Origin of the sequence: Streptomyces sp. NBC_01515 (genome assembly GCF_045040345.1) — a bacterium.
In the GTDB taxonomy this organism is placed as follows: Bacteria; Actinomycetota; Actinomycetes; order Streptomycetales; family Streptomycetaceae; genus Streptomyces.
Genome location: NZ_CP109416.1, coordinates 10,101,743 through 10,125,765 on the forward strand (window position 1 = coordinate 10,101,743; position 24,023 = coordinate 10,125,765).

At 70.6% G+C, this 24,023-nt stretch carries 19 protein-coding genes; 8 read left to right on the forward strand and 11 right to left on the reverse strand.

The features are described from left to right. Positions 1-16: 16 nt before the first annotated feature. Positions 17-2,392: a SpoIIE family protein phosphatase gene (locus OG407_RS44685; RefSeq protein WP_405866477.1), complete on the reverse strand. Its 2,376-nt coding sequence runs from the start codon at positions 2,390-2,392 to the stop codon at positions 17-19. A gap of 256 nt (positions 2,393-2,648) precedes the next feature. Between OG407_RS44685 and OG407_RS44690 the strand changes: the two genes are divergently transcribed. From OG407_RS44690 to OG407_RS44700, 3 genes are all read left to right on the forward strand, one after another. After that, on the forward strand, positions 2,649-5,747 hold the full coding sequence (locus OG407_RS44690) for a glycoside hydrolase family 2 TIM barrel-domain containing protein (RefSeq protein WP_405866479.1): 3,099 nt from the start codon (positions 2,649-2,651) through the stop codon (positions 5,745-5,747). Between the two features lie 126 nt (positions 5,748-5,873). Then, complete coding sequence (locus tag OG407_RS44695) at positions 5,874-8,117, forward strand: glycoside hydrolase family 9 protein (protein WP_405866481.1); 2,244 nt, start codon at positions 5,874-5,876, stop codon at positions 8,115-8,117. A 7-nt stretch (positions 8,118-8,124) separates the two neighbouring features. Next, positions 8,125-8,274, forward strand: a complete 150-nt coding sequence (locus OG407_RS44700) for a hypothetical protein (RefSeq protein WP_405866483.1) — start codon at positions 8,125-8,127, stop codon at positions 8,272-8,274. A 134-nt stretch (positions 8,275-8,408) separates the two neighbouring features. Here the strand turns inward: OG407_RS44700 and OG407_RS44705 are convergent, their stop codons facing one another. Further along, positions 8,409-9,875 carry a cytochrome bc complex cytochrome b subunit gene (locus tag OG407_RS44705; protein ID WP_405866485.1) on the reverse strand — a complete coding sequence of 489 codons (1,467 nt, stop codon included), beginning with the start codon at positions 9,873-9,875 and terminating at the stop codon, positions 8,409-8,411. Next, on the reverse strand, positions 9,872-10,816 hold the full coding sequence (gene sigJ / locus OG407_RS44710) for an RNA polymerase sigma factor SigJ (protein WP_405866487.1): 945 nt from the start codon (positions 10,814-10,816) through the stop codon (positions 9,872-9,874). Before sigJ ends, OG407_RS44705 begins: the two co-directional genes overlap by 4 nt. A gap of 199 nt (positions 10,817-11,015) precedes the next feature. Between sigJ and OG407_RS44715 the strand changes: the two genes are divergently transcribed. Next, positions 11,016-12,629, forward strand: a complete 1,614-nt coding sequence (locus OG407_RS44715; protein WP_405866489.1) for a DHA2 family efflux MFS transporter permease subunit — start codon at positions 11,016-11,018, stop codon at positions 12,627-12,629. A 148-nt stretch (positions 12,630-12,777) separates the two neighbouring features. On the opposite strand, the gene OG407_RS44720 is transcribed toward OG407_RS44715, so the two are convergent. Both OG407_RS44720 and OG407_RS44725 read right to left on the reverse strand, forming a co-directional pair. Continuing rightward, complete coding sequence (locus OG407_RS44720) at positions 12,778-13,467, reverse strand: 2OG-Fe(II) oxygenase (protein ID WP_405866491.1); 690 nt, start codon at positions 13,465-13,467, stop codon at positions 12,778-12,780. Positions 13,468-13,496: 29 nt separating this feature from the next. Further along, entirely contained in the window at positions 13,497-13,994 is a 498-nt protein-coding gene (locus OG407_RS44725; protein WP_405866493.1) for a methylated-DNA--[protein]-cysteine S-methyltransferase, read from the reverse strand. Positions 13,995-14,131: 137 nt separating this feature from the next. Here OG407_RS44725 and OG407_RS44730 point away from each other — a divergent pair, with 137 nt between their 5' ends. Together OG407_RS44730 and OG407_RS44735 are read left to right on the forward strand one after the other, a co-directional pair. Next, positions 14,132-14,377: a hypothetical protein gene (locus OG407_RS44730; RefSeq protein ID WP_405866495.1), complete on the forward strand. Its 246-nt coding sequence runs from the start codon at positions 14,132-14,134 to the stop codon at positions 14,375-14,377. A gap of 3 nt (positions 14,378-14,380) precedes the next feature. Then, entirely contained in the window at positions 14,381-14,764 is a 384-nt protein-coding gene (locus tag OG407_RS44735) for a toxin Doc (RefSeq protein ID WP_266865812.1), read from the forward strand. Between the two features lie 39 nt (positions 14,765-14,803). Here OG407_RS44735 and OG407_RS44740 read toward each other — a convergent pair whose 3' ends face one another. Then, a complete protein-coding gene (locus OG407_RS44740) occupies positions 14,804-16,117 on the reverse strand; it encodes a helix-turn-helix domain-containing protein (RefSeq protein WP_405868920.1) in 1,314 nt (437 codons plus the stop codon). A gap of 151 nt (positions 16,118-16,268) precedes the next feature. Between OG407_RS44740 and OG407_RS44745 the strand changes: the two genes are divergently transcribed. Beyond that, positions 16,269-17,144, forward strand: coding sequence for an oxidoreductase (locus OG407_RS44745; protein ID WP_405866497.1), 876 nt, complete (start codon positions 16,269-16,271; stop codon positions 17,142-17,144). Between the two features lie 393 nt (positions 17,145-17,537). Then, complete coding sequence (locus OG407_RS44750; RefSeq protein ID WP_405866499.1) at positions 17,538-19,181, forward strand: RICIN domain-containing protein; 1,644 nt, start codon at positions 17,538-17,540, stop codon at positions 19,179-19,181. Here OG407_RS44750 and OG407_RS44755 read toward each other — a convergent pair. From OG407_RS44755 to OG407_RS44775, 5 genes are all read right to left on the reverse strand, one after another. Beyond that, positions 19,174-20,151, reverse strand: coding sequence for a 2-hydroxyacid dehydrogenase (locus OG407_RS44755; RefSeq protein WP_405866501.1), 978 nt, complete (start codon positions 20,149-20,151; stop codon positions 19,174-19,176). The two genes, OG407_RS44750 and OG407_RS44755, sit on opposite strands and share 8 nt — an antisense overlap. Positions 20,152-20,200: 49 nt before the next feature. Beyond that, a complete protein-coding gene (locus OG407_RS44760; protein ID WP_405866503.1) occupies positions 20,201-20,896 on the reverse strand; it encodes an alpha/beta fold hydrolase in 696 nt (231 codons plus the stop codon). A 46-nt stretch (positions 20,897-20,942) separates the two neighbouring features. Next, a complete protein-coding gene (locus OG407_RS44765) occupies positions 20,943-21,608 on the reverse strand; it encodes a cyclase family protein (RefSeq protein ID WP_405866505.1) in 666 nt (221 codons plus the stop codon). Next, positions 21,608-23,203 carry a purine-cytosine permease family protein gene (locus OG407_RS44770; RefSeq protein WP_405866507.1) on the reverse strand — a complete coding sequence of 532 codons (1,596 nt, stop codon included), beginning with the start codon at positions 23,201-23,203 and terminating at the stop codon, positions 21,608-21,610. The genes OG407_RS44765 and OG407_RS44770 overlap by 1 nt, the downstream gene beginning before the upstream one ends. Before the next feature lie 203 nt (positions 23,204-23,406). Beyond that, positions 23,407-23,958 carry a hypothetical protein gene (locus tag OG407_RS44775; protein WP_405866509.1) on the reverse strand — a complete coding sequence of 184 codons (552 nt, stop codon included), beginning with the start codon at positions 23,956-23,958 and terminating at the stop codon, positions 23,407-23,409. Between the last annotated feature and the right edge of the window lie 65 nt (positions 23,959-24,023).

The following is a 24,023-nucleotide window of genomic DNA, read 5'->3' on the forward strand; positions in this document are numbered from 1 at the left end:
CCGCTCCGGACACGGCTCACACCTCGTCGAAGAGGGACAGCTCCGCCCAGATCGTCTTGCCGTCGGCCGTGTGCCGGCTGCCCCAGCGCTGGGTGAGCTGCGCGACCAGCAGCAGCCCGCGCCCGCCCTCGTCCCAGGTCTTGGCGCGGCGCAGGTGCGGGGCCGTGTGGTTGGTGTCGGAGACCTCGCAGATCAGCGTGGTCGCGTCATGGATCAGCCGGAGCCGGATGGGGTGCGCGCCGTAGCGGATCGCGTTGGTGACCAGCTCGCTCACCACCAGCTCGGCCGTGAACCCGGCCTCGCTCAGGTTCCACAGGTCGAGCTGCTCGACGACCTGCTTGCGGATCGGGGCGACGAGTGACGGGTCGGCCGGGATGTCCCAGGTCGTGACCTGCTCGGCGGGCAGTCCCTGGGTGCGGGCCAGCAGCAGCGCCACGTCGTCGGCGGCACCGCCCGGCGGGAGCACGGCGTGCAGGATCCGGTCGCAGGTCTCGTCCAGGGAGTCCGAGGGGGCGTACAGGGCGTCGAACAGCAGCCGCTGACTGTCGTCGAGGTCCCGCTCCCGGTTCTCGACCAGCCCGTCCGTGTACAGCGCGAGCACGGTGCCCTCGGGCAGCTCGAACTCGGCCGACTCGAAGGGCAGCCCGCCCAGGCCGAGCGGCGGTCCCGCGGGCAGGTCGACGGGCTCGGGCGGGCCGCCCGGCCGGATCATGACCGGCGGCGGGTGCCCGGCGCGGGCCAGCGTGCAGCGGCGGGACACCGGGTCGTACACCGCGTACAGGCAGGTCGCGCCGACCTCGCCCGGGCTGCCCTCGCCGCCGGCCTCCGCGGACAGCCGTACGACGAGGTCGTCGAGGTGGGTCAGCAGCTCGTCCGGGGCCAGGTCGATGTCGGCGAGGGTGCGGACGGCCGTGCGCAGTCGGCCCATGGTGGCGGAGGCCTGGATGCCGTGGCCGACGACGTCCCCGACGACCATGGCGACCCGCATCCCGGACAGCGGGATCACGTCGAACCAGTCGCCGCCGACCCCGGCGCGCGCCGCCGGCAGATAGCGCGAGGCCGCTTCCAGGGCGGCCGTGCGCGGGAGTTTGCGGGGGAGCAGGCTGCGCTGGAGAGCGAGCGCGGTCTCGCGTTCGCGGGAGAAGCGGCGGGCGTTGTCGATGCAGACGGCGGCGCGGGCCGTGACCTCCTCGGCCAGCAGGACGTCGTCGTCGGCGAACGGGTCGTGGCGCCGGTACCGGGTGAGGACCGCCACGCCGAGGGTGACGCCGCGGGCCTGGATCGGCACGGCCATCGAGGAGTGGATGCCGTACTCCTGGACGCGCCTGGTGCGGGTCCGGTCCCAGGAGAGCCACAGTTCGAGGGCCCGGCCCGAGGCGACGAGCGTGCGGCCCGCGACCAGCGCGTCGGCCTGCGGGGACTGCTCCGGGTACAGGTTCAGCTGGCCCGGTTTGGCGACGGCCTCGGGGCTGCCCTGCTGCACCGACTGGTGGGCGGCCCGGCGCAGTCGAATCGGCGCGGTGATCGCCGCCGGGGGCTCGCCGCCGTGCTCCTGCGGGTCCAGCAGGTCGATGCTGACGAAGTCGGCGAGCGCCGGCACACAGACGTCCGCGAGCTCTTGAGCCGTACGGGTGACGTCGAGGGTGGTGCCGATGCGGACGCTCGCCTCGTTGACGAGTTGCAAGCGCTCCCGCGACAGGTAGTTCTCGGTGAAGTCGTGCGCGGCCAGACACACGCCCCGCACCCGCCCCTCGGCATCGGTGATCGGCGCCATCCGGGCCAGCCACGCGTGCGCGGCGTCCTCGCCGCCGGTGCGCATGTAGATCTGGAAGTCCTCGGCGGTGCCGGAGGTGAGCACGCGCAGCATGTACTGCTCCAGCTCCGCGCTCTGCGTCTTCCCGCCGATCTCGGTGATCCGCAGCCCCTGGATGCGCTCCTCCGGCAGCCCGATCACGTCGGCCATCGCGTCGTTCACCCGGCTCAGCCGCAGCCGCTCGTCGTAGACCGCGATGGCACACGGCGACTGGGTCAGCGCGGCGGTCGCGAGAGGGTCCTCGGCGGCGGGCGGACCGCCCCCCTCCAACGGCGTCACGACGAGCCAGTCGCCCGGCCCGCCGTCCCGGGGCCGCCGGTGGTGGGCCAGCAGCCACACCTGCGCGGCGCGTCCGTCGCGATGGCGCAACGCGACCGTGCCGTCCCAGCGGGCACCCGTGATCCCGGGCAGCGCCTCGGCGCCGCCGGCCAGCAGCCGCACGGCCGGGCGGCCCACGACCTCGTCCGCGGTGTGGCCGAGGAGCCGCCGGGCCCCGTCGTTCCACTCCACCAGAGTGCCCGCGTCGTCGATGACAACCCGCGCCGTCGCGGCATCGTCGAACGGGTAGACCGGTCTCATCGTCGCCACTCCATTGCGCGCACTCACAGTGAACAGACACGCCACTTGCGTTCCAGCCTAGTGCGTCACGCTCTCGCGCGGACGAGAACCCCCAGGGCCGGGGGCCGCTGTGGGCAAGGGGGAAAACCGGTCGAAGTGGCCCACGGGCCGACTGTCCGCCCCCGCACCCTTGACGGCCCGGTGTGGCACCCCGTCAGAATCTGTTCGTTCACGATCAGTTGTGAGTACTTCTGGGCCCTGATGAGGGAGAGCCGCCATGACGGTCACTCGCAGATCGGTTTTGATCGCTTCCACGGCCGCGCCGACGGCCGCATCACTCCTGTCCGCCCCCGACGCACGCGCCGCCGCAGCCACAGCGGGCGCGTCCGGCCGCCGCACGGTCCCCCTGAGGGACGGCTGGCGCTTCGCGCTGGTCAACCCGGGCGGGATCACCGACCCGACCGGCGCCTACGCCGACGCCGCCGCACCGGACTACGACGACTCGGCCTGGCGCCAGGTCGCGGTCCCGCACGACTGGAGCATCGAACAGACCCCCACCACGGCCTACGGCACGACCAGCGGCACCGGGTTCTTCCCCGGCGGCCTCGGCTGGTACCGGATCGCCTTCACCCTGCCGCCGGCCTTCGCGGGCCGGCGGATCTCGGTCGAGTTCGACGGCGTCTACATGGACTCGTACGTCCACTGCAACGGCACGCAGGTCGGCCAACACCCCTACGGATACACGGGGTTCGCCTTCGACCTCACCGACTTGGCGCACACCGACGGCACCACGGAGAACGTCGTCGCGGTGCAGGTGCGCAACCAACTCCCCAGCAGCCGCTGGTACTCGGGCAGCGGCATCTACCGCGAGGCCCGTCTCGTCATCACCGAACCGGTGCACGTCGAACGCCGGGGCACGTACGTCACGACCCCGGACGTCACCGCCGAGCGGGCCGTCGTTCGGGTGCGGACGACCGTGGTGAACGAGTCGGGCACCGCGAGCGAGGTCGAGGTCCGGTCGCGGGTCGTCGACCCCGACGGCCGGACGGTGGCCCGCGCCGCCTCCACGGCCACGGTCGCCGACCGCGGCACCGAGACCCATGAACTCACGGTCCCCAAGCCCAAGTTGTGGGACATCGAGACCCCGGACCACCGCTACACCCTGGAGACCGAACTGCGGGTGGCGGGCCGGACGGTCGACACGTACCGCACCCCCTTCGGCATCCGCACCTACCGCTTCGACCCGGACGAGGGCTTCTCGCTCAACGGCGTCCACACCAAGATCAAGGGCGTCGACCTCCACCACGACCAGGGCGCCCTCGGCTCCGCGATCAGCCTCGACGCCGTACGCAGGCAGTTGAGCATCATGAAGTCGATGGGCGTCAACGCCTTCCGCACCTCCCACAACCCGCCATCGCCCCAAATCATCCAGGCCTGCGAGGAGTTGGGCATCGTGATGATGGTCGAGGCCTTCGACTGCTGGCACACCGGCAAGACGACCTACGACTACCACCGGTTCTTCGACGACTGGTGCGAGCGGGACGCCACCGAGATGGTCCTCGCCGCGCGCAACTCGCCCGCCGTGGTGCTGTGGTCCATCGGCAACGAGATCCCGGACTCCACCGCCACCGCCGGACTGGCGATGGCCGACCGCATCATCGGCGCGATCAAGGCGGCGGACGACACCCGGCCGGTGGTCATCGGCTCGAACAAGTACCACGGGGTGCCCGCCAAGGGCTCCGCGGCCGACCTCATGCTCGCCAAGCTCGACGGACTCGGCCTCAACTACAACACCGCCAAGTCGGTCGACGCTCTGCACGCGGCCTATCCGAACCTGTTCCTCTTCGAGTCCGAGTCCTCCTCGGAGACCTCGACACGCGGCGCCTACCAGGAGCCGGAGCACCTGAACACGGGCGAGAACTACACCCCGGGCAGACGCGACACGTCCTCGTACGACAACAACCTCGCCTCCTGGACGATGAGCGGCGAGTACGGCCACAAGAAAGACCGGGACCGCAAGTGGTTCGCGGGCCAGTTCCTGTGGTCCGGCATCGACTACATCGGGGAACCGACGCCGTACGACGTCTTCCCGGTCAAGGCGTCCTTCTTCGGCGCGGTCGACACAGCCGGCTTCCCGAAGGACATGTACCACCTCTTCCGCAGCCAGTGGGTGGACGAGCCCATGGTCCATCTGGTGCCGATGAGCTGGAACCACCAGCCGGGCGACACGGTCGAGGTCTGGGCCTACGCCAACGTCGACACCGTCGAGCTGTTCCTCAACGGAAAGTCCCTGGGGACAAGGGAGTTCGACACCAAGAAGACCACCGACGGCCGCACCTACCTGGAGACCACCGAGGCCACCGGCGACGACAAGACCTTCACCACCGGCCCCTACCCGGGCAGTTACACCAGCCCGAACGGCAGCGCGGGCAAACTCCACCTGACCTGGAAAGTCCCGTACGAGCCGGGCGAGTTGAAGGTGGTGGCGAGCAGCGGAGGCAAGGCGGTCGCCTCGGACGTGCTGCGGACGGCGGGTCCCGCGCACGCCGTGCGCCTCACGGCCGACCGCAAGTCCCTTGCCGCCGACGGGCGTTCACTGGTCTTCGTGACGGCCGAGGTCGTCGACGCCCACGGTGTCGTCCTGCCCGACGCGGAGGATCTGATCGCCTTCGAGGTGAAGGGCGGATCCCTGGCCGGGCTCGACAACGGCCGTGAGGAGAGCGCCGAGCGCTACCAGGCGAGCACCCGAACCGCCTTCCACGGCAAGGCACTTGCGATCGTGCGATCCGGTACGAAGGCGGGCTCACTGAAGGTGACGGCGCGGGTGGACGGGCTGCGGAGCGGCACGGTGACGGTACGGACGACACCGGGCCGGGACGCGGCCACGACTTCGGCGCCGCGTTTCGAGGCCGACTATCCCGCGCCGCTCAACTACCCCTACGCCGACGCGAGTTACTCGGGCCGACCCGACACGCTCCCCGCAGTCATGCTCGACGGTGACCCGGCGACCGGCTGGTCCAACGCCTTCGCGAAGTCGGCCACGGCCCTGCTGCCGGCGTTCAGTGGTGCGCGTGCGGAGGACTGGGTGTCCGTGGACTGGGGGAGGGGGCGGTCCTTCGACCGGGTGGAGGTGTCGTTCACCGTGGACGCGACGCACAGCCTGCCCGCGGCGGTGACGGTGGCGGTGTGGGACGGTCGCGCGTGGGCGCCGGTCGAGGGGACGGCCGTCGACTGGGCAACCGCTTCGGACGCCCCGACCGTCGTCACCTTCGGCGCCGTGCGCGGATCGCGGGTGCGGCTGACGCTGAGGAGTGCTCACCCCGGGACGGCTCAAGGGGCCTTCCGGATCAGCAAGTTGGAGTCACCGGCCGGGTAGGGAACCCGATCACGGTCCGGACGGGAATCTGGCCTGTCCGGACCGTTGACGGGATGTCATGTCTCGAACAGCATGGCCTGCGTCCACAGAAATGGGAGCGCTCCCGCGTCCGTGAGGGGCTCAGACGTGAAACGACGCAGCACGACCCTGCTCGCCGCCACCGCCCTCCTCGCGGCGGCGCTCACCACCCTGCCGGCCGGCCCGGCCGGGGCCGACGAGGTCGAGCAGGTCAGGAACGGCACCTTCGACGCCACCACCGAACCCTGGTGGACGACGAGCAACGTCACCGGCGGCCTGTCCGACGGACAGCTCTGCGCGGACGTGCCGGGCGGCACGACGAACCGCTGGGACGCGGCCGTCGGCCAGAACGACATCACGCTGGTGAAGGGCGAGTCGTACAAGTTCGCCTTCACGGCGTCCGGTTCGCCCGAGGGGCAGGTGGCGCGGGCGATCGTCGGGCTGTCGGTGGCGCCGTACGACACCTACTACGAGGTCAGTCCCGAGCTGAGCGGGTCGGGCAACTCCTATGCGTACACGTTCACTTCACCCGTCGACACCACGCAGGGGCAGGTCGCCTTCCAACTCGGCGGCGGCACGGACGCCTGGCACTTCTGCATGGACGACGTGTCGCTGTTGGGCGGGGTGCCGCCGGAGGTGTACGAGCCGGACACCGGGCCGCGGGTGCGGGTGAACCAGGTCGCCTATCTGCCCGGTGGGCCGAAGAACGCGACGCTGGTGACCGCGTCCACGTCCGTGCTGCCCTGGGAGTTGAGGAACGCGGCGGGTGCGGTGGTCGCACACGGGCGGACCGTGCCGCGCGGCACCGATACGGCCTCCGGGCAGAACGTCCAGTCGATCGACTTCGGCTCGTATCGGGGGCGCGGCGAGGGCTTCACGCTGGTGGCGGACGGGGAGACGAGCCGCCCGTTCGACATCGGGACGGCCGCGTACGAACAGTTGCGCCTCGATTCGCTGAAGTACTACTACACGCAGCGCAGCGGCATCGGGATACGCGACGACCTGCGCCCCGGCTACGCCCGCCCGGCCGGTCACCTGAACGTCGCCCCCAACCAGGGCGATGCCGACGTGCCCTGCCAACCCGGGCTGTGCGACTACACACTTGACGTGACCGGCGGCTGGTACGACGCGGGGGACCACGGCAAGTACGTCGTCAACGGCGGTATCTCCACCTGGGAGTTGCTCAGCACCTACGAGCGCTCACGCCTGGCCCGCACCGGTCAGCCGGCGAAGCTGCGTGACGGGACACTCGCCATCCCGGAGAGCGGCAACAAGGTGCCGGACGTGCTCGACGAGGCCCGCTGGGAACTGGAGTTCCTGCTCAGGATGCAGGTACCGGACGGCCGGCCGCTGGCCGGAATGGCGCACGACAAGGTCCACGACGAACAGTGGACGGGGCTCCCGCTGCTCCCGAGCCAGGACCCCCAGAAACGTGAACTGCACGCGCCGACCACCCAGGCGACGCTCAACCTGGCGGCTGCGGCGGCGCAGGCGGCACGTCTGTACCGGCCCTACGACCGGGAGTTCGCGGCGAAGTCCCTGGCCGCGGCGAGGAAGGCGTGGGCGGCGGCGGTCGCGCACCCCTCGGTGTACCCGGACCCGAACGACGGCATCGGCGGTGGCGCGTACCCCGACGACAACGCGACCGACGAGTTCTACTGGGCGGCGGCGGAGTTGTATCTCACCACGGGAGAACGGCAGTTCGCGGACTACATCGTCAACTCCCCTCTCAACACGGCCGACATCTTCGGCAGCCTCGGCTTCGACTGGGCGCGCACGGCGGCACTGGGCCGACTCGACCTCGCGACGGTCCCCAGCCGTCTGCCCGGCCGGGACAAGGTGCGCCGCTCCGTGATCGAGGGCGCGAACACCTACCTGACCACACTGCGAACCCAGCCGTACGGCATGCCGTACGCGCCGCCCGGCAACCTCTACGACTGGGGCTCCAACAGCCAGATCCTCAACAACGCGCACGTCATCGCCACCGCGTACGATCTCACCGGTGCCGCGAAATACCGTGACGGCGCACTCCAGAGCATGGACTACATCCTCGGCCGCAACGCCCTCAACATGTCGTACGTCACCGGCTACGGCGAGGCCAACTCCCATAACGAGCACAGCCGTTGGTACGCCCACGAACTCGACCCGAACCTCCCGAACCCGCCGCGGGGGACCCTGGCCGGTGGCGCGAACTCATCCATCCAGGACCCCTATGCGCAGAGCAAACTCACTGGCTGCGTAGGGCAGTTCTGCTACATCGACGACATCCAGTCGTGGTCGACCAACGAGACGGCGGTGAACTGGAACGCGGCGTTGGCGTGGATGGCCTCGTTCGCGGCGGATCAGGGATGATCTCCGGATGAGCAGATTCGCCCAGGTCGTCGTGCTGGCCCCGCTCGCGCGCGAAGTGATGGAACCGCTGACCCGGGACGATCCGGAGCGCACCTGGCGTGGCCCTGGAGTCGCTCCCGTGGGCCTGGCCGGAGAGCGGCCAGGTGCTGATCCGTGACGAGGACGACGAGTGCTTCGGACTGTGGATGCTCCATGACGGAAAGCTGGTGGAGATACCCCTCCCGCGTACTCGGCGCTTCCACCAACCGGCCCCGCCCACACCGGGATCCGCGGGAGGCCTGGTAATGGGCGCTAGGGCTCGCGCTCCACGAGTTCCCTCGGTTGCTTGTGCGCGGTGAGTGTGTGGAGTTCGGCCCGGCTGAGCGGCCGGTGCAGCTCCACGTACTCGCCGTGCGGCAGGCGCTTGATCACGCCCGTCTCGCGGCCGTGCAACACCAGCTCCGCGTCCCGGAGTTGGAGGCCCAGGCAGATGCGGCGGGTCACGACGAAGGCGAGTGCCGGTACGACGAACACCGCCACCCGCACCGCCCATGTCACCGTGTTGATCGACAGGTGGAGACGGGTCGCCACGATGTCGTTGCCGCCACCGGCCAGGAGGACCAGGTAGAGGCTGATCCAGGCCACGCCGATGCCGGTGCGGGTGGGGCGGTTGCGGGGGCGGTCCAGCAGGTGGTGTTCGCGTTTGTCGCCGGTCCGCCAGGACTCCAGGAACGGGTACACGCCGATGAAGACCAGGAGGAGGGGGAAGACGACGATGGGGATGAGTACGCCCAGCACCAACGTGTGGCCCCACAACGTGACTTCCCAGCCCGGCATGACCCGCACCAGCCCCTCCGCGAAGCCCAGGTACCAGTCCGGCTGGGCCCCCGTCGAGACCTGGTCGGCGCGGTAAGGGCCGTAGGACCAGACCGGGTTGATCGAGGCCACCGCCGCGAGGAGGGTGAGGGCGCCGAAGACCAGGAAGAAGAAGCCGCCCGCCTTCGCGAGGTAGACCGGCATGAACGGGGTGCCCACGACGTTGCGTTCGGTGCGGCCGGGGCCCGCGAACTGGGTGTGCTTGTGGTAGACGACCAGCAGGAGGTGGACGACCACAAGTGCCGCCATGATGCCGGGGATCAGCAGGACGTGGAGTGAGTAGAAGCGGGACACGATGTCGTGTCCGGGGTACTCGCCGCCGAACAGGAACATCGAGAGGTACGTCCCGACGATCGGGACCGACAGCAGCGCGCCGTCCACGAAGCGCATGCCCGTGCCCGACAGCAGGTCGTCCGGGAGCGAGTAGCCGAAGAGTCCCTCGAACAGGCCGAGGAACAACAAGGTCCAGCCGAAGAGCCAGTTGAGCTCGCGCGGCTTGCGGAACGAACCCGTGAAGAAGTGCCGCATCATGTGCGTCAGCATCGCGGCGATGAACACCAGCGCCGCCCAGTGGTGCAACTGCCGGACCAGCAGCCCGCCCCGCACGTCGAAGCTGAGGTGCAGCGTCGAGGCGTAGGCGTCGGACATGCGGATGCCGTTCAGGGGGACGTAACTGCCGTGGTACGTCACCTCGTTCATCGACGGGTGGAAGAACAGGGTGAGGTAGACGCCCGTGAGGATCAGCACCACGAAGCTGTAGAGGCAGATCTCGCCGAGCAGGAACGACCAGTGGTCCGGGAACACCTTCCGCAGATACTGCTTGCCGAGGGTGTGGATGCCGAGGCGGCCGTCGAACCAGTCGGCGACGCGTTCGCCCCGCGAGGGGTCCGGGGTGCCGGTCACTGGTCGTCCTCCTCGTCGTCCTTGTGCACGTGCGTGAGCTTCTCGGGGTTGGTCACGATGTAGACCCCGGACACCTGGTCGCCCTCGGGCGTGAGGTCCATGACCATCACCGCGTACGGCGAGTCGCCCTCGAACAGCACGGCCGCGTCGTCGCCGTTGACGCGCCGGTAGCGCAGCTCCAGGTCCTGGGGGCCGCGGCGCCGGGCCGCGAACGAGTTGATGAGGCGGACCGCCTTGTCCCGCCCGTGCACCGGGCGCAGTCCCGCCGGCTTCCGGTTGCCCCCGCTGTCGGTCCACACCGTGACGTCCGGCGCGAGGATCTCCATCAGCGAGGCGATGTCCCCACCGATCGCGGCCCGCACGAACCGCTCGGTCGCCTCCCGCCGCACCCGGGGATGCGCCTCGTACAGCGGCCGCCGCGCGTGCACATGGGCCCGCGCCCGGTGCGCGAGCTGCCGTACGGCCGCCGGCGTGCGGTCGATGATGTCCGCGATCTCGGTGTGGGCGTACCCGAAGACCTCGTTGAGGACGAAGACCGCGCGCTCCAGCGGGGTGAGTGATTCCAGGACGACCAGCATCGCCATCGAGACCGACTCGGCGCGCAGGGCGGGGTCCACAGGATCGTCGTCGGAGGGCTGGTCGACCAACGGCTCCGGCAGCCACGGGCCTACGTACGTCTCGCGGCGGCGGGTGATCGTGGCGCGGCGCTGGAGCGCGTGGTTGACGGCGATGCGGACGAGATAGGCGCGCTGGTTGGTGATCGTGTCGAGCGGGGAGCGCCGGGCGCGCGACGTCCAGGAGAGCCAGCTCTCCTGGAGGACGTCGTCGGTGTCGGCGACGCTGCCCAGCATGTTGTAGACGAGGCCGAACAGCAGCTCCCGATGGTCCATGAAGACGGTGGTCGCCTCGTCGGTGACAGCGATCCCGGAGATCTCGGACATGTATGCGCCTCCCCAGTGGCGTGCTCACTACTGCGAGGGGTGGCGGGGGTCGGAATGTGACAGCCGACGGCCTGAATGTGACGTAGGTCTCGGGAGATTCGCGCGGTGTCACACCCGTCGGCCGGTCGGCCCTCTTGAACCCGAGTCCGGCGTGCGGTCGGACGCTTAGCCGGATGTTCGGATGTAAGGAGTCGGCATCGTGTTCAAGAAGTGGCACGGCAACCCCTGGGCGATCCTCATCACGCTCTCGCTCGGGTTCTTCATGACCCTTCTCGACCTGACGATCGTGAACATCGCGATCCCGCAGCTCGGCGAGGACCTCGGCGCGTCCCTGGACGAGATCCTGTGGATCGTCAACGCCTACACGCTGGCGCTGGCCGTCCTGTTGATCACCGGTGGACGCCTCGGCGACCTGCGCGGCAAACGGAACCTGTTCGCCGCCGGAGTCACCGTCTTCACCCTGGCCAGCCTCGCCTGCGGTCTCGCGCAGGACCCGGCCCAACTCATCGGGTTCCGCGCGGTGCAGGGGCTGGGCGCGGCGCTGCTGATGCCGCAGACCCTGTCGATCATCGCCGAGGTGTTCCCGGCCGACCGGCGCGGGGTCGCGATGGGCATCTGGGGCGCGGTGGCGGGGGTGTCCGGCGCGCTCGGCCCGATCCTCGGCGGGGTGCTCATCACCCATCTGTCCTGGCGCTGGATCTTCTTCGTGAACCTGCCGATCGGCGCGCTGGTGCTCGTCCTCACCATGGCGATCATCCCGGGCGCCCGGCGCACGGTACGGCGCCGCTTCGACACCCTGGGCGTCACCCTCGCCTCAACTGCCCTGTTCTGCCTGGCGTTTGGGCTGACCGAGGGGCAGCGGTACGACTGGAACGCCTGGATCTGGAGCCTGTTCGGCGCGGCCGTCGTCCTCTTCGCCGCGTTCCTGTTGCACGAGCGCGGACAGCAGAACGGCGAACCCCTGGTCCCCTTCTCGCTGTTCAAGGACCGCGACTTCAGCCTCATCAACTTCGTCGGCGTCACCGTGTCGTTCGGCGTGGTCGGGATGTTCCTGACGCTGACGATCTATCTGCAGTCCGTGCTCGGCTTCAGTGCGCAGAAGGCGGGGCTCGTGCTGTTGCCGGTGGCGCTCGGCTCGTTCGTCATGGCCGGGCCCGCGGGGGCGCTCGCGGACAGGGTCGGCGGCAAGTTCATCCTGATGGGTGGGTTGCTGGCCTGGGCGGGCGGACTGGTGTGGGTCGTCGGTGTCGCGGACGTCGGTACGGGGTGGTTGACGATCGCGTTCCCGTTGTTCCTCACGGGGTTGGGGGTCGGCTGCACCTTCGCCCCGATGGCCACGGAGGTGATGCGGAACGTCCCGCCCCGGCTCGCGGGTGCCGCGTCCGGCGTCACCAACGCGCTCCGGCAGGTCGGTTCGGTGCTTGCCGGTGCGGTGATCGGAGCCGTGCTTCAGGCACAACTCGCCTCTTCCCTGACCGAGCAGGCACGGGCTCGGGCCGGTCAACTCCCCGTTGCCTACCGGGAGTCGTTCGTCGCCGCGTTCTCGAAGGCGGAGTCCGATGTCGGTGCCGGGCAGCAGGGGGGTGCGCCGGGTGGGGTTCCGCGTGGGGTTGCCGAGCGGATGCGGGTGCTTGGTGGTGAGGTGTTCGGGCACGGGTTCGTCCATGCGATGGGGCCCGCCGTGTATGTCGCCGTCGCTGTCCTGTTGGCCGGTGCGGTCGCTTGTCTTGCCGTACGACGACACCGTGGGCCGTCCGGCAATCCGCATGCCTTGCCCATGTCCGAGCCGGAGTTGGAGGAAGCCGCGCGATGACTAGCGGTGGCTGGGGGCTTTGGGGTACCTAGTCTGCTGCGGGCCGGTGGGGGCTTGGCGCGCAGTTCCCCGCGCCCCTGAAAGCGGACCCGGCTTCGCCGGTCCGCTTTCAGGGGCGCTGTCCTGCAACGGAGTTCATCAGTCGCCCTCACGTCGCATCGTGGAACACCAACCCCAACGCGTGACGCCTGCCGGAGCGTACGGTGCTCACCCCGTGTCGCATCGCCCCGGCCGACCAGCCGCGCTTCGTCCGTACCGGGCGGTCCCGCGTCGTGAAGACCAGGCCGTGGCCCTGTTGGAGCGGGGTCGCGGTGGCCCGGGACTGGGCGCGGGCCCGTTGCTCGACCATCAGGAACTCGCCGCCCGTGTAGTCGGTGCCGTACTCGTCGAGGCCGATCACGACCTGGAGCGGGAAGACCGACTCGCCGAAGACATCGCGGTGGAGGGCGTTCCAGTCGCCCTCGCCGTAGCGGAGCAGGATCTGGGCCGAACGGTCCTGGCCGGAGGCATGGCAGCGGGCCAGCCACTCGTCCAGGTCGTCCGGCCAGGGGGACGGGCGGTTCAGGCGGGCCGCCCAGTCCCGGGCGATGGGGAGCAGGCGTGGGTAGAGCGCGGCGCGCAGGGCGGCGACCGGTGCGGGCAGGGCGTGGGTGAAGTAGCGGTACTCGCCGGAGCCGAAGCGGTGGCGGGCCATGTCGACGGTGGTGCGGAACAGTTCCGGCTTCTTGTACAGCGCGGCCAGGTCGCGGCACTCGGCGGGTGTCAGCAGTCGAGCGGTCGGCGCGCTGCCGTACAGGTCCAACTCCTCTGCCAGAGCTGACCAGTTGGTGCCATCCATGACGACTTCCTTCGTATCCCTGTGGTCCGTCAGCCGAGCATCGGCTGCAACGCGCCCTCGTGGGTGAGTAGTTGGACCTTGCGTTGGACCCCGCCGGCATAACCCCGCATCGAGCCGTCCACGCCGATCACCCGATGGCACGGGCGCACCAGCAGGAGCGGGTTCGCGCCCAGGGCCGCGCCCAGTGCGCGGACTTCGGCGCGTGGAACGCCCAGGCGCTCGGCGAGGGCGCCGTACGTCGTCGTGGTGCCGTACGGGACGTCGTCGAGGGCCTGCCAGACCCGCTGCTGGAACTCCGTTCCCTCGGCGGCGAGGGGGAGTTGGAAGTGGGTGAGGTGTCCGGCGAAGTACGCGGACAGTTGGCGGGTGGCCTCGGCGAAGGCCTGGTCGTCGCGTTCCCAGTCGGCACCGATGGCCGGGTGGTCCGGCATGGTCAGGGAGGTGAGGGTGGTGCCGTCGGGCGACTTCTCGCCGGTCAGGAGCAGCTCGCCCACGGGGCTGTCGGTGAGTGTGTAGATGGTGGTCATGGGAATGAGTCTGCTCCGGAAACGTGGCTGGGACCGGCGGGATTCGGACATGGAGCTGAGGCCCGCTCGGTACCGTCGGGCGTAGCTCTTGACCTGGGGGTATTTACGGGTAAGTACCCGAGCGGTACCGTGTTGGCATGCCAGCTCTCAACGTGGAGTTCAGCGACCGCGAGCTAGAGGACCTGCGGCAGATCGCCAAGGAGCGCGGTACGTCGATGAAGGCTCTGGTGCGTGAGGCGGCCGCGGCCGACATAGCTCGCCACCGGGCGCTGCAGGAGGGTGCCGAGGCCTTCCGCCGGTTCTTCGCCACGCACGCCGACGAGTTCGCCGCCGCGTTCCCCGACGACGAACGGGCGGCCAAGGGCGAGGGGCGGGTCGCCTGACGCATGCCCGTCACTCCGGTCATCCATATCGACGTGCCCTGGCTGCTCCAGCGCCATGAGGAAGTCCTGCCGGACCAGCCCACCATCAACGACTTCTCGGCGTTAGTGGCGGCTGTCGCCCGACACCGCGTCGACCCGCCCCGCCTCGGCATCGACTCCGACCCGGCCTGGCGGGCCACCGCCCTCCTGCACACCCTCGCCCTGCTCAAGCCACTGCCCTCGGCCAACGCCCGCTTCGCCTGCGCCACGGCCGTCGCCTACATGTTCGTCAGCGGCGTCGGCATCGATCCGCCCTACGGCGCCCTCGTCGACCTCGCCCGCGACCTGATCTCCGGCAAGACGGATGTCTACGGCGCGGCGGACCGGCTGCGCTCCTGGCAGATCTGAGAGGCGGATCTGAGAGGCAGGCCTGACAGGTAGGTCCGTCTAGCGGTCTCCGTCGAGGCGGGCGATCTCGTCGCGCCCAAGCGGGGTTCCCTGCGGGGGCGCTTCGCTGGACGCGGGCCGGGTGTCGCCTTGGCGGGGTGTTTCGTCTGCCGCGGCCCGGGTGTCGCTTTGGCGGGGCTCCTCGCCGGCCGCGGTTCGCCGGTTGTCCTGAGGGGAGGGCTCGCGTTCGGCTGGCCGTAGGTTTCTCGCGGAGGGTGTTTCGTCTGCCGCGGGCCAGGTGTCGCTGTGGCGGGGTGCTTCGCCGGTCGTGGTTCGCCGGTCGTCCCGAGTGGAGGGCTCGCGCGCGGCCGGCCGTAGGTTTCTCGCCGAGGGCGCTTCGTCTGCCGCGGCCCGGGTGTCGCCTTGGCGGGGCTCCTCGCCGGACGCCGTTCGCCGGTCGCCTCGACGGGAGGGCTCGCCGCCCGCTGCCCGTAGGTTTTGCTCGGAGGGCGTCTCGTCGGACGCGGTCCGTGAATCCTCCCGCCAGGGGGTCGTGCCGGACGCCGTCAGGCTGCCCAGCAGCCCCAGCAGTTCCGCGCTGCGGCTGCCCGGCTCGGCGTGGAAGACGACCACGCTCAACGCGTTCGTACCCGGGATCTCGAACTTGTTCGACCGCAGCTCGAAGTCACCGACGAGCGGGTGGGTGAGGAGACTGGTCCGGCCGAGCATGGGCCGTACCTCGTGGCGGCTCCACAGCAGCCGGAAGCGGTCACTGCGCACGGAGAGCTCGCCCACCAGCTCCACCAGCCGGGGTTCGTCGACGTCGGGGCCGATGTGGCCGCGCAGGGTCGCCACGCCCTCGGCGGTCAACTCCTCCCAGTCGCGGCGCAGTTCACGCTCGGCGGGGTCGAGGAACACCGCCCGGAGGAGGTTCACGCCCGGCGTGTAGTTCGGGGACAGTGCCCGGCACAGCGCGTTGGCCGCGAGGCAGTCCGTGAACCGGTTCTGCACATACGCCGGGTGGCCGGACCAGGTGTCCAGCAGTTCGCGGACGCTCACCGGTACCGCCTCGGGCCGTCTGACCCGCCGGCGGGACACGGCCGGCCGCTCCGGCTGCGCGAGGCTCAGCAGATGGGCGGTCGCGGAGGCGTCCAGGCGCAGCACCCGGGCCAGCGCCTCCAGGACCTGCGCGGACGGGTTGCGGTCGCGGCCCTGCTCCAGCCGCAGGTAGTAGTCGGAGCTGATACCGGCCAGCAGGGCGACCTCCTCCCGGCGCAGCCCCGGCACCCGGCGCAGCCCGCCGCCGTTCAGGCCCACGTCCTCGGGCCGGACCCGCTCCCGGCGGGCCCGCAGAAACTCCCCGAGCGCGTTCATGCTGTCCACACCCACCACCGTAGGTCCGAATCCGCAGGGGTGCGTGTCCCTGTCACTACCAGGAACATCCGGGTACTGCCTGCCCGGCCGGGACAGGCACAGAGTCGATGGCAGGAAGCAGCACGCATCACCCATCGAAAGGCGCGCCATCATGGCCGACACCGTCTCCGGCGGCACCCTCACCCTCGCCGAGGGCCTCACCCTCACCCGCATGGGATACGGCGCCATGCAGCTCGCCGGCCCCCACGTCTTCGGCCCGCCGAAGGACCGCACCGAGGCGGTGGCCGTCCTCCGGGAGGCCGTCGAGCGGGGCATCACCCACATCGACACCAGCGACTTCTACGGCCCCGTCGTCGTCAACGAGATCATCCGGGAGGCCCTCCACCCCTACCCGGACGACCTGCGCATCGTGACCAAGGTCGGCGCCCGGCGCGGTCCCGACGGCGGCTGGATCATGTCCCGGCACCCCGAGGACCTGAAGGCGCAGGTCTACGACAACCTCCGCAACCTCGGGCTCGACGCGCTCGACGTGGTGAACCTGCGGGTCGGTACCGATCACGGCGCCTACGAGGAGTCGATCGGGGAGGAGTTCGGGGCGCTCGCCGAACTGCGGAAGGCCGGGCTGATCCGGCACCTCGGGGTGAGCACCGTCTCCGCCGCCCAACTGGCCGAGGCACAGGCCATCGCGCCGGTCGTCACCGTGCAGAACCTGTACAACCTGGCCAGCCGGGAGGACGACGCCCTCGTCGAGCGGTGTGCCGCGGAGAACATCGCGTTCGCCGCGTACTTCCCGCTCGGCGGCTTCACCCCGCTGCAGTCGCGGACCCTGTCCGAGGTGGCCGCGCGGCTGGACACCTCGGCCCAACAGGTCGCCCTCGCTTGGCTGTTGCAGCGGTCGGCCACCACCGTCCTGATCCCCGGCACCTCCTCCCGCGCGCATCTGCGGGACAACATCGCCGCCGCGGACCTGGTGCTGCCCGCCGACGCGATCGCCGAACTCGACACCATCGGTGGGGCCGCGGCCTGATGCGGGGGAGGGCGGGGGTGGGCCGCCCCCGCCCTCGGGGCCGCCGACCGAGGGCGGGAGGAGCAGGGTCGGCGGCCGTTTGGCGCGGGAGAGCCGCCGTCCAGCGCGTGGCCTCCGAGAAGGGCCGAACCCAGTGGACCGCGGTGAGCCGTGTGCCGGGAGCGTGCGTGACGCACCGGCGTGTGCGCATGGTTCACACGGGGCGCATGGAAAGTCGAAAGCCGCTGCTGGTGAACCGAGTTGTCACCGTATCTGACTTTCTTTCAATGGTATGGAAGTTACCCAAGTGCCTTGTTGGGTCGAGTGGGTTGTGCAAGGGTGAAACACCCGCGCGGGGGCGAATGTCCAGGGCTCATTGGCCTGTTGATGAACCGAATCCGAGGAATCCACTCCGTGTCCATCCCGCATCCCCCTCGTCCTCCTTACCCGCCGCCGGACGGCGGGGCCCCCGAGGAATCCGACGAGACCCTGGCCGCACGGCTGCGGGGCCGTCCGGAGGGCGAGGCCGCTCATTCCGTCGCGCTGCTCATGGCGCGGCACTGGCGGCCGGTCGAGGATTACGCGGGCATCTGTCTCGCCGCCGAGGGGACCGTGCCCGCCATGGCCGCGGCGGCCGCCTTCCACCGGGTGTTCGACCGGCTGACGCTCGGCGAACACGGTGTGGCGCTGCGGCCCCGGCTGCTGCTGACCGTGCGCGACACGATCCGGGAGTGGTCGACGGAAGAGCGGATATCCAGTGTTGTTCCCGACCTGGAGAATCCGTCCGGGGGCCGCGCCATGCGCGCCGCGAAGTCCATGACGCCCGAAAATCGCAAGCTCGCCGAGCGGTCTTTCCAGACTCTTCCGCCGTTCGCCCAGTGTCTGCTGTGGCACACCGAGGTCGAGGCCGAGTCGATAACCGTGCCCGCGGCCCTGCTCGGCATGGATACCGACAACGCGTCGGCCGCTCTCCAGCAGGCGCACGAAAAATTCCGCGAAGGCTGTGTACGCGCCCACCGGGAACTCGCGCCGACCCAGGATTGCCGCTTCTACAACCGCCTCCTCGACGTCCCGATTCGGCGCGGTGGCGGACTGCTGCCTGATGTCCAGCAGCATCTCGCCCAGTGCCGTCACTGCCGTTTCGCCGCCGAACAACTCAGCTATTTCGAAGGCGGGTTGGGCGTCCTCCTCACCGAGGCCGTGCTCGGCTGGGGAGCCCGCCCCTACCTCGCGTCGCGTCCCGGCCGTGCCGGTCGCGACGCGCGGACGAGGACCGCCTCCCGGCACGGCGGACACACCGGCGGCAGCACGGGGCGGCACCGGCTGCTGTCCCGGATCCCCGCACCCGGCCGCCGTCTCGTGGACGCGGCGCGGTCGGCCCGGTCGGAACGGTCGTCCCGATCGCTGTTCGTCGGCGTCGGCCTGATCGGTGCCGGGGTCCTCGCGGCGGTGCTCGCCGTCGTCCTGTGGCCGGACAACGGCGGTGGCGCCGACGGTCCCGTCGCCTCCAGCACCTCGAACAGCGGCTCCGGACACGCGTCGTCGTCGGCACCCGGCACGGCCCGGCTCCCCACCGCACCCCAGCAGACGCGGCTGCACAACGCCGCCGCCGACCTGTGCCTCGACATCCAGGGCACCGCGAAGGCCGGCGCCGGCGTCGTCCTGGCGGTGTGCTCGTCCGCCGGGACCCAGGAGTGGTCGTACGACACCGACGGGCTGCTGCGCAGTGTCGCGAGCCCGGGGCTGTGCCTGGACTCGCACGCGGACGCCGGTGTCGTCGTCCTCGGCACCTGCGCCGACGCGAAGTCCGAGCGCGGCAACGACGTCCGCTACGACCTCACCGTGCAGGGCGAGTTGCTGCCCCGCTGGAACTCGGAACTCGCGCTCACCTCCACCACCAAGGACCCGGGCGCCGACATCGTCCTCAAGGTCCGCGACGGCTCCACCGCACAGCGCTGGCTGACCGACTCGGTGACGGCCAGCCCCGGTTCACTGTCGATCGCCGGCACGGGAGCCCCGGCACCGCGCCCCGCGAAGATCGCGGACCGGCTCAACTGACCACATCGGACGGCGACGTGCCGGTCAGGTAACCGGCGGCGTTCGCTACGGCGGCCAGCGCGATCCGGAGCACCGTCTCCCGGGTCACACCGCCGACGTGCGGCGAGAGCACCACGTTCGGGGCCTTGAGCAGACGTAGGGCGGGGGTGGGTGGTTCGGGGTCGAAGACGTCCAGGCCGGCACCCGCGAGGGCCCCGGCTTCGAGAGCGTCCGCGAGGGCGTCCTGGTCGATCAGGGCGCCCCGCGCGGTGTTGATCACGAACGCGGTCGGCTTGAGCAGCGCGAGCCGCTCCGCGTCCAGGAGATGCCGGGTCTCGGCGGTGAGCGGTGCGTGCAGGGTGACGTAGTCGGAGAGGCGTAGCAACTCGTCGAGCGGGACGTGCCGGGCGCCGCCGAACCGTGCGGTCGTCTCCTCGGGGACGGGGCGTCGGCCGGCGTAGACGACGGTCATGTCGAACGCCGCCGCGCGGCGGGCCACTTGCTGCCCGATGGCGCCCAGTCCGACGATGCCGAGCGTCTTGCCGGACAGCTCGGTCAGGGAGCGTTGCAACCGGGGGAGCGCCCAGTCGCCCTCGACGAGTGCGGTGTGCGCCGGGACGAGTTGCTTGGCCAGCGCCAGCATGAGGGCGAAGGTCTGCTCGGCCACGTTCTGCGCCTCGGCACCGCTGGAACCGATCGTGCAGACGACGACCCCCTGGGCGCGGGCGGCCTCCAGGTCGACGTAGTCGAAGCCGTGACTCGCGCACTGCACCAGCTCCAACTCCGGTGCCGCGGCGAGGTGTTCGGCGCTCACCGGGGAGAGCGCGGTGATGACGACGTGCGCTGCGCGCAGAGCCTGCGGGTCCTCGTCGACGGTCTCGACGACGGTGACGTCCACCCCGTCGGGCAGCAGCGTCGCGAGTCCGGCACCCGCGGTTCGGCCGCCCATGTGGGGTGGGACGACGGCCAGGACGTTCTTCGTGGAGGGCATACGAAATCCTCGTCGGGGTGGGGAAGGCAGGCGGGTGTCCGTGCGGGCGTCAGGACCGGGTGGCCGACTCGACCAGTATCCGGGCCAGTTCACGCGGCCGGGAGAACATCGGCCAGTGGCCCGTGTCCATCCGGACCAGCTCCCAGCGCCCGCTCGCGACCAGTTCGTCCGCCGGGGCCGGCAACTCGTCGCCGTCGAGCAGACACTTGACGTAGGTGACCGGGAGATCGGCCAACGGGTGCGCCAGGACCGCCGGTTCGGTGAGCGTGGCACCCGGGTGCGGGGTCCCGTCGGCGACCATGCGGGCGATCTGCTCGTCCGTGAGGTCCTGGCCCGCGTAGTCGGACGGGTCCAGCGGCGGCCAGACTCCGCCGTTCTCGGCGACGGACTTCCTGACGTGGTCGCTCGGGAAGCCGTCCAGGGCCGACTCCCCGTCGACCGGCACGCCCGAATCGACGAACACCACCCGGGCCAGCCGGTCGCCGATCCGCTCCGCGGCTTGACCGACAGGTACACCAGAGCAACTGTGTCCGACCAGGACGACGTCCCGCAGGTCGAGGCGCTCGACCTCGTCGACGATGTCCTGGACATGGGTCTGCTGCCCGGCCGGAACCCCCTGCTTCTCCGCCAGCCCGGACAGGGTCAGCGCATACGCCTCGTGCCCCGCCGCGCGCAGCTCGGGCACCACCTCGTCCCACGCCCACGCACCGAGCCACGCGCCTGCCACCATCACGAACCGAGTCATGATCCCAACGTAACCGCCGGGTCTGACAACGACCTTCCGGAGGCGATCAGACCGCCCGCGCCACGGCCCGTACCGGCGCACCGTCCGCGCCCGGCAGCCGCAGCGGGAACAGGAACAGTTCCACGTCCGCGATGCCCACCAGCTGCTCCAGACCCGTGAGGTTCTCGGCGATCACCCCGCCCGCGCCGCACAGCACGCGATGGGCGGGCAGCCCGAAGTCGGCCGTCCCGTCGCCGGGTTGGGGCGTCGGATCGACACTCAGCGCGTCGACCGCGACCGTACGGACCCCTGCCGCGACGAGCGCCTCGGCCGCCTCCGGGGTGAGCCACGGGTGGGCGAGGTAGTGGTCGGTGCCCCAGTGCGCCGACCAGCCCGTGGCCAGCAGAACGAGGGACCCCGGCCTCAACTGCCGCAGCGCGGGCGCCAGTAGGTCGGGGGTGATCGGCGCGCGGTCCGGCAGCCCCCGTACGTCGGCCACCACCGCGTGCCCGGCGAAGCGCTCCAGGGGCAGTTCGTCGAGGCGGGGCCACGCGTCGTCCACGTGGTAAGGGGCGTCGACATGCGTGCCCGACTGCGAACCCATGTGCAGCTGAAGGACGTTGACGCCGTCCCGGGGTGCGCGCAGGGCGGGGGAGACCTCGACGGCCGGGTCACCGGGATACACGGGCATCCCGGTGACGACGGGCACCGACAGGTCGATCCAGGCCGACATCAGCCGGCCTCGGCGGCCACGGTGGGCGTCGCGGTCTGGGCGCCCGGGCCGGTGATCGGCGGCACCGGCACCTCGACGGTACGGGCCAGCCGAGCCCCCTCCGGCCCGTACGCGGCCCGGGGTTCGGGGAACAGCCGGAGCAGGCTCAGGAACAGCACGGCGGCCACGGCCAGTGACAGCGGGAGGCTGATGTCGACGCCGTTGGCCAGGTCGCCGAGCGGGCCGACGAACTGTCCCGGGATGTTCGTGAACAGCACACCGACGACGGCGGCCACCCACCAGGCGGTCATGCCGCGCCAGTTCCAGCCGTGCGAGAACCAGTAACGCCCGCCGCGCTGACGGCGGTTGAAGACCTGGAGCGCGTCCGGGTCGTACCAGCCGCGCCGGGTGTAGAAGCCCAGCATCATCACGACCATCCACGGTGTCGTACAGGTGATGATCATCGTGGCGAACGTGGAGATCGACTGGACGAGGTCGAAGCCGAAGCGCCCGACGAAGATGAACGCGATCGACAGCACACCGACGAGGAACGTCGCCTGCACCCGCGACAGGCGCGGGAACACCGACGAGAAGTCGAGCCCGGTGCCGTAGAGCGAGGTCGTGCCCGTCGACATGCCGCCGATCAGGGCCAGCAGACAGACCGGCAGGAAGAACCAGCTCGGCGAGATCGCGAGGAGTCCGCCCACGAAGTTCGGGGCGGCCGGGTCGACGTACTTGGGGGCCTTCGTGGCGATGATGCTCGCGGTCGCCAGGCCGAAGACGAACGGCAGCAGGGTCGCGATCTGGGAGAGGAACGCGGCGCCGATCACCTTGCGGCGCGGGGTGTTCGCCGGGATGTAGCGCGACCAGTCGCCGAGGAACGCGCCGAACGACACCGGGTTGGAGAGCACGATCAGGGCCGCGCCGATGAACGACGGCCAGAACAGCGACTGGGTCGCCGCGTCCGCCGAGGACGTGAAGACACCGGCGTACGACGGGTCGAAGTCACCGGCGAAGGCGATCGCGCCGAGCAGGAACAGGACCGTCGCGGACAGCACGGCGATCTTGTTCACGAACAGCATGAACCGGAAGCCGTAGACGCAGACCGCGAGGACCAGGACCGCGAACAGCGCGTACGCGACGATGTAAGAGAGCGTGCTCTGCTCCAGGCCGAACAGGCGGTGCGCGCCGCCGACCAGGGCGTCGCCTGAGCTCCACACCGAGATGGAGAAGAACGCGACGGCGGTGAGCAGGGACAGGAACGAGCCGACCACGCGGCCGTGCACGCCCAGGTGCGCGGAGGAGGCGACCGCGTTGTTCGTGCCGTTGACCGGGCCGAACACCGCCATCGGGCACAGGATCAGCGCGCCGACGACGACTCCCAGGAGCGTGGCCGCGAGGCCCTGCCAGAAGGAGAGGCCGAACAGGATCGGGAAGGCACCCAGCACGCAGGTGGAGAAGGTGTTGGCACCGCCGAACGCGACCCGGAACAGGTCGAGCGGGGTGGCGGTGCGGTCCGCGTCGGGGATGCGCTCGACGCCGTAGGTCTCGACCTCGGTCAGGGACTGGCTCGGCGCGGCGGGGGAGGGGGCGGGCTGCTCGGACGAGGGGGACAAGGGGGCTCCAGCGGGGGACGGCGGTGGAGCGCGTTGTAGCGCGGTGGCGGAGGGGACGGCCGTTCACGCGCGCGGGGTGGGCGGGATGAACGGATGCCGTCCTCAGGAGGTCTGCCGACGTTATGGCCGGCCGGGACACCCGCACCAGAGGACGGTTCATCCATCTTCCGTGCCGTGGGTGGAGGAATCATCCACCGCTGTTCCTATGCGGTGTCGCCCGGGGCGTCCTCCGGTTCGGCGTCGGGGCCCTGGGCGCGGACCCGTTGGACGTGTTCGAGGGAGTCGCGCAGTTCGCTGAGCCAGTCGTCGGTGTGGCGCTGGACGAGGCGGACGCACCAGGCGAGCGCGTCGCTGCGGCTGCGGGCCACGCCGGCGGCGATGAGGGTGTCGAGGACCTGGCGCTCGGGCTGGCGCAGCCGGGTCATGACGGGCGCGGCGATGTGCGTGAACAGGGACCGCTCCCCGGCGCACTCCACCCCCCACGAGACCTTCCTGCGGAACCGGTGCTCGGCCTCACGGGCGAGGGCGATCCGGGTATCCCGGGTGCGCTCGCGGAACTCCTGGACGCGGCCCTGGACGGCCGCCTCCTGCTCCGCGTCCGAGACGCCCTCGGCGAGCTTGGGCGCGGGGATGCGGCCGATGACGGTGACCTCCTCGCGGTCGACCGTGACCTCGACCAGCTCCTCGAACAGGTCGTCGGGCAGACGGCCGGTGAACCAGCCGCGAAGCTTCTCCTGCTGCTCTGTCGTAATCATGTAATGACGATTACTCGTGAGCAGAGCGAACGCAAGGGGCTGCGGCGGAGTGCGCCGAGAGCTGA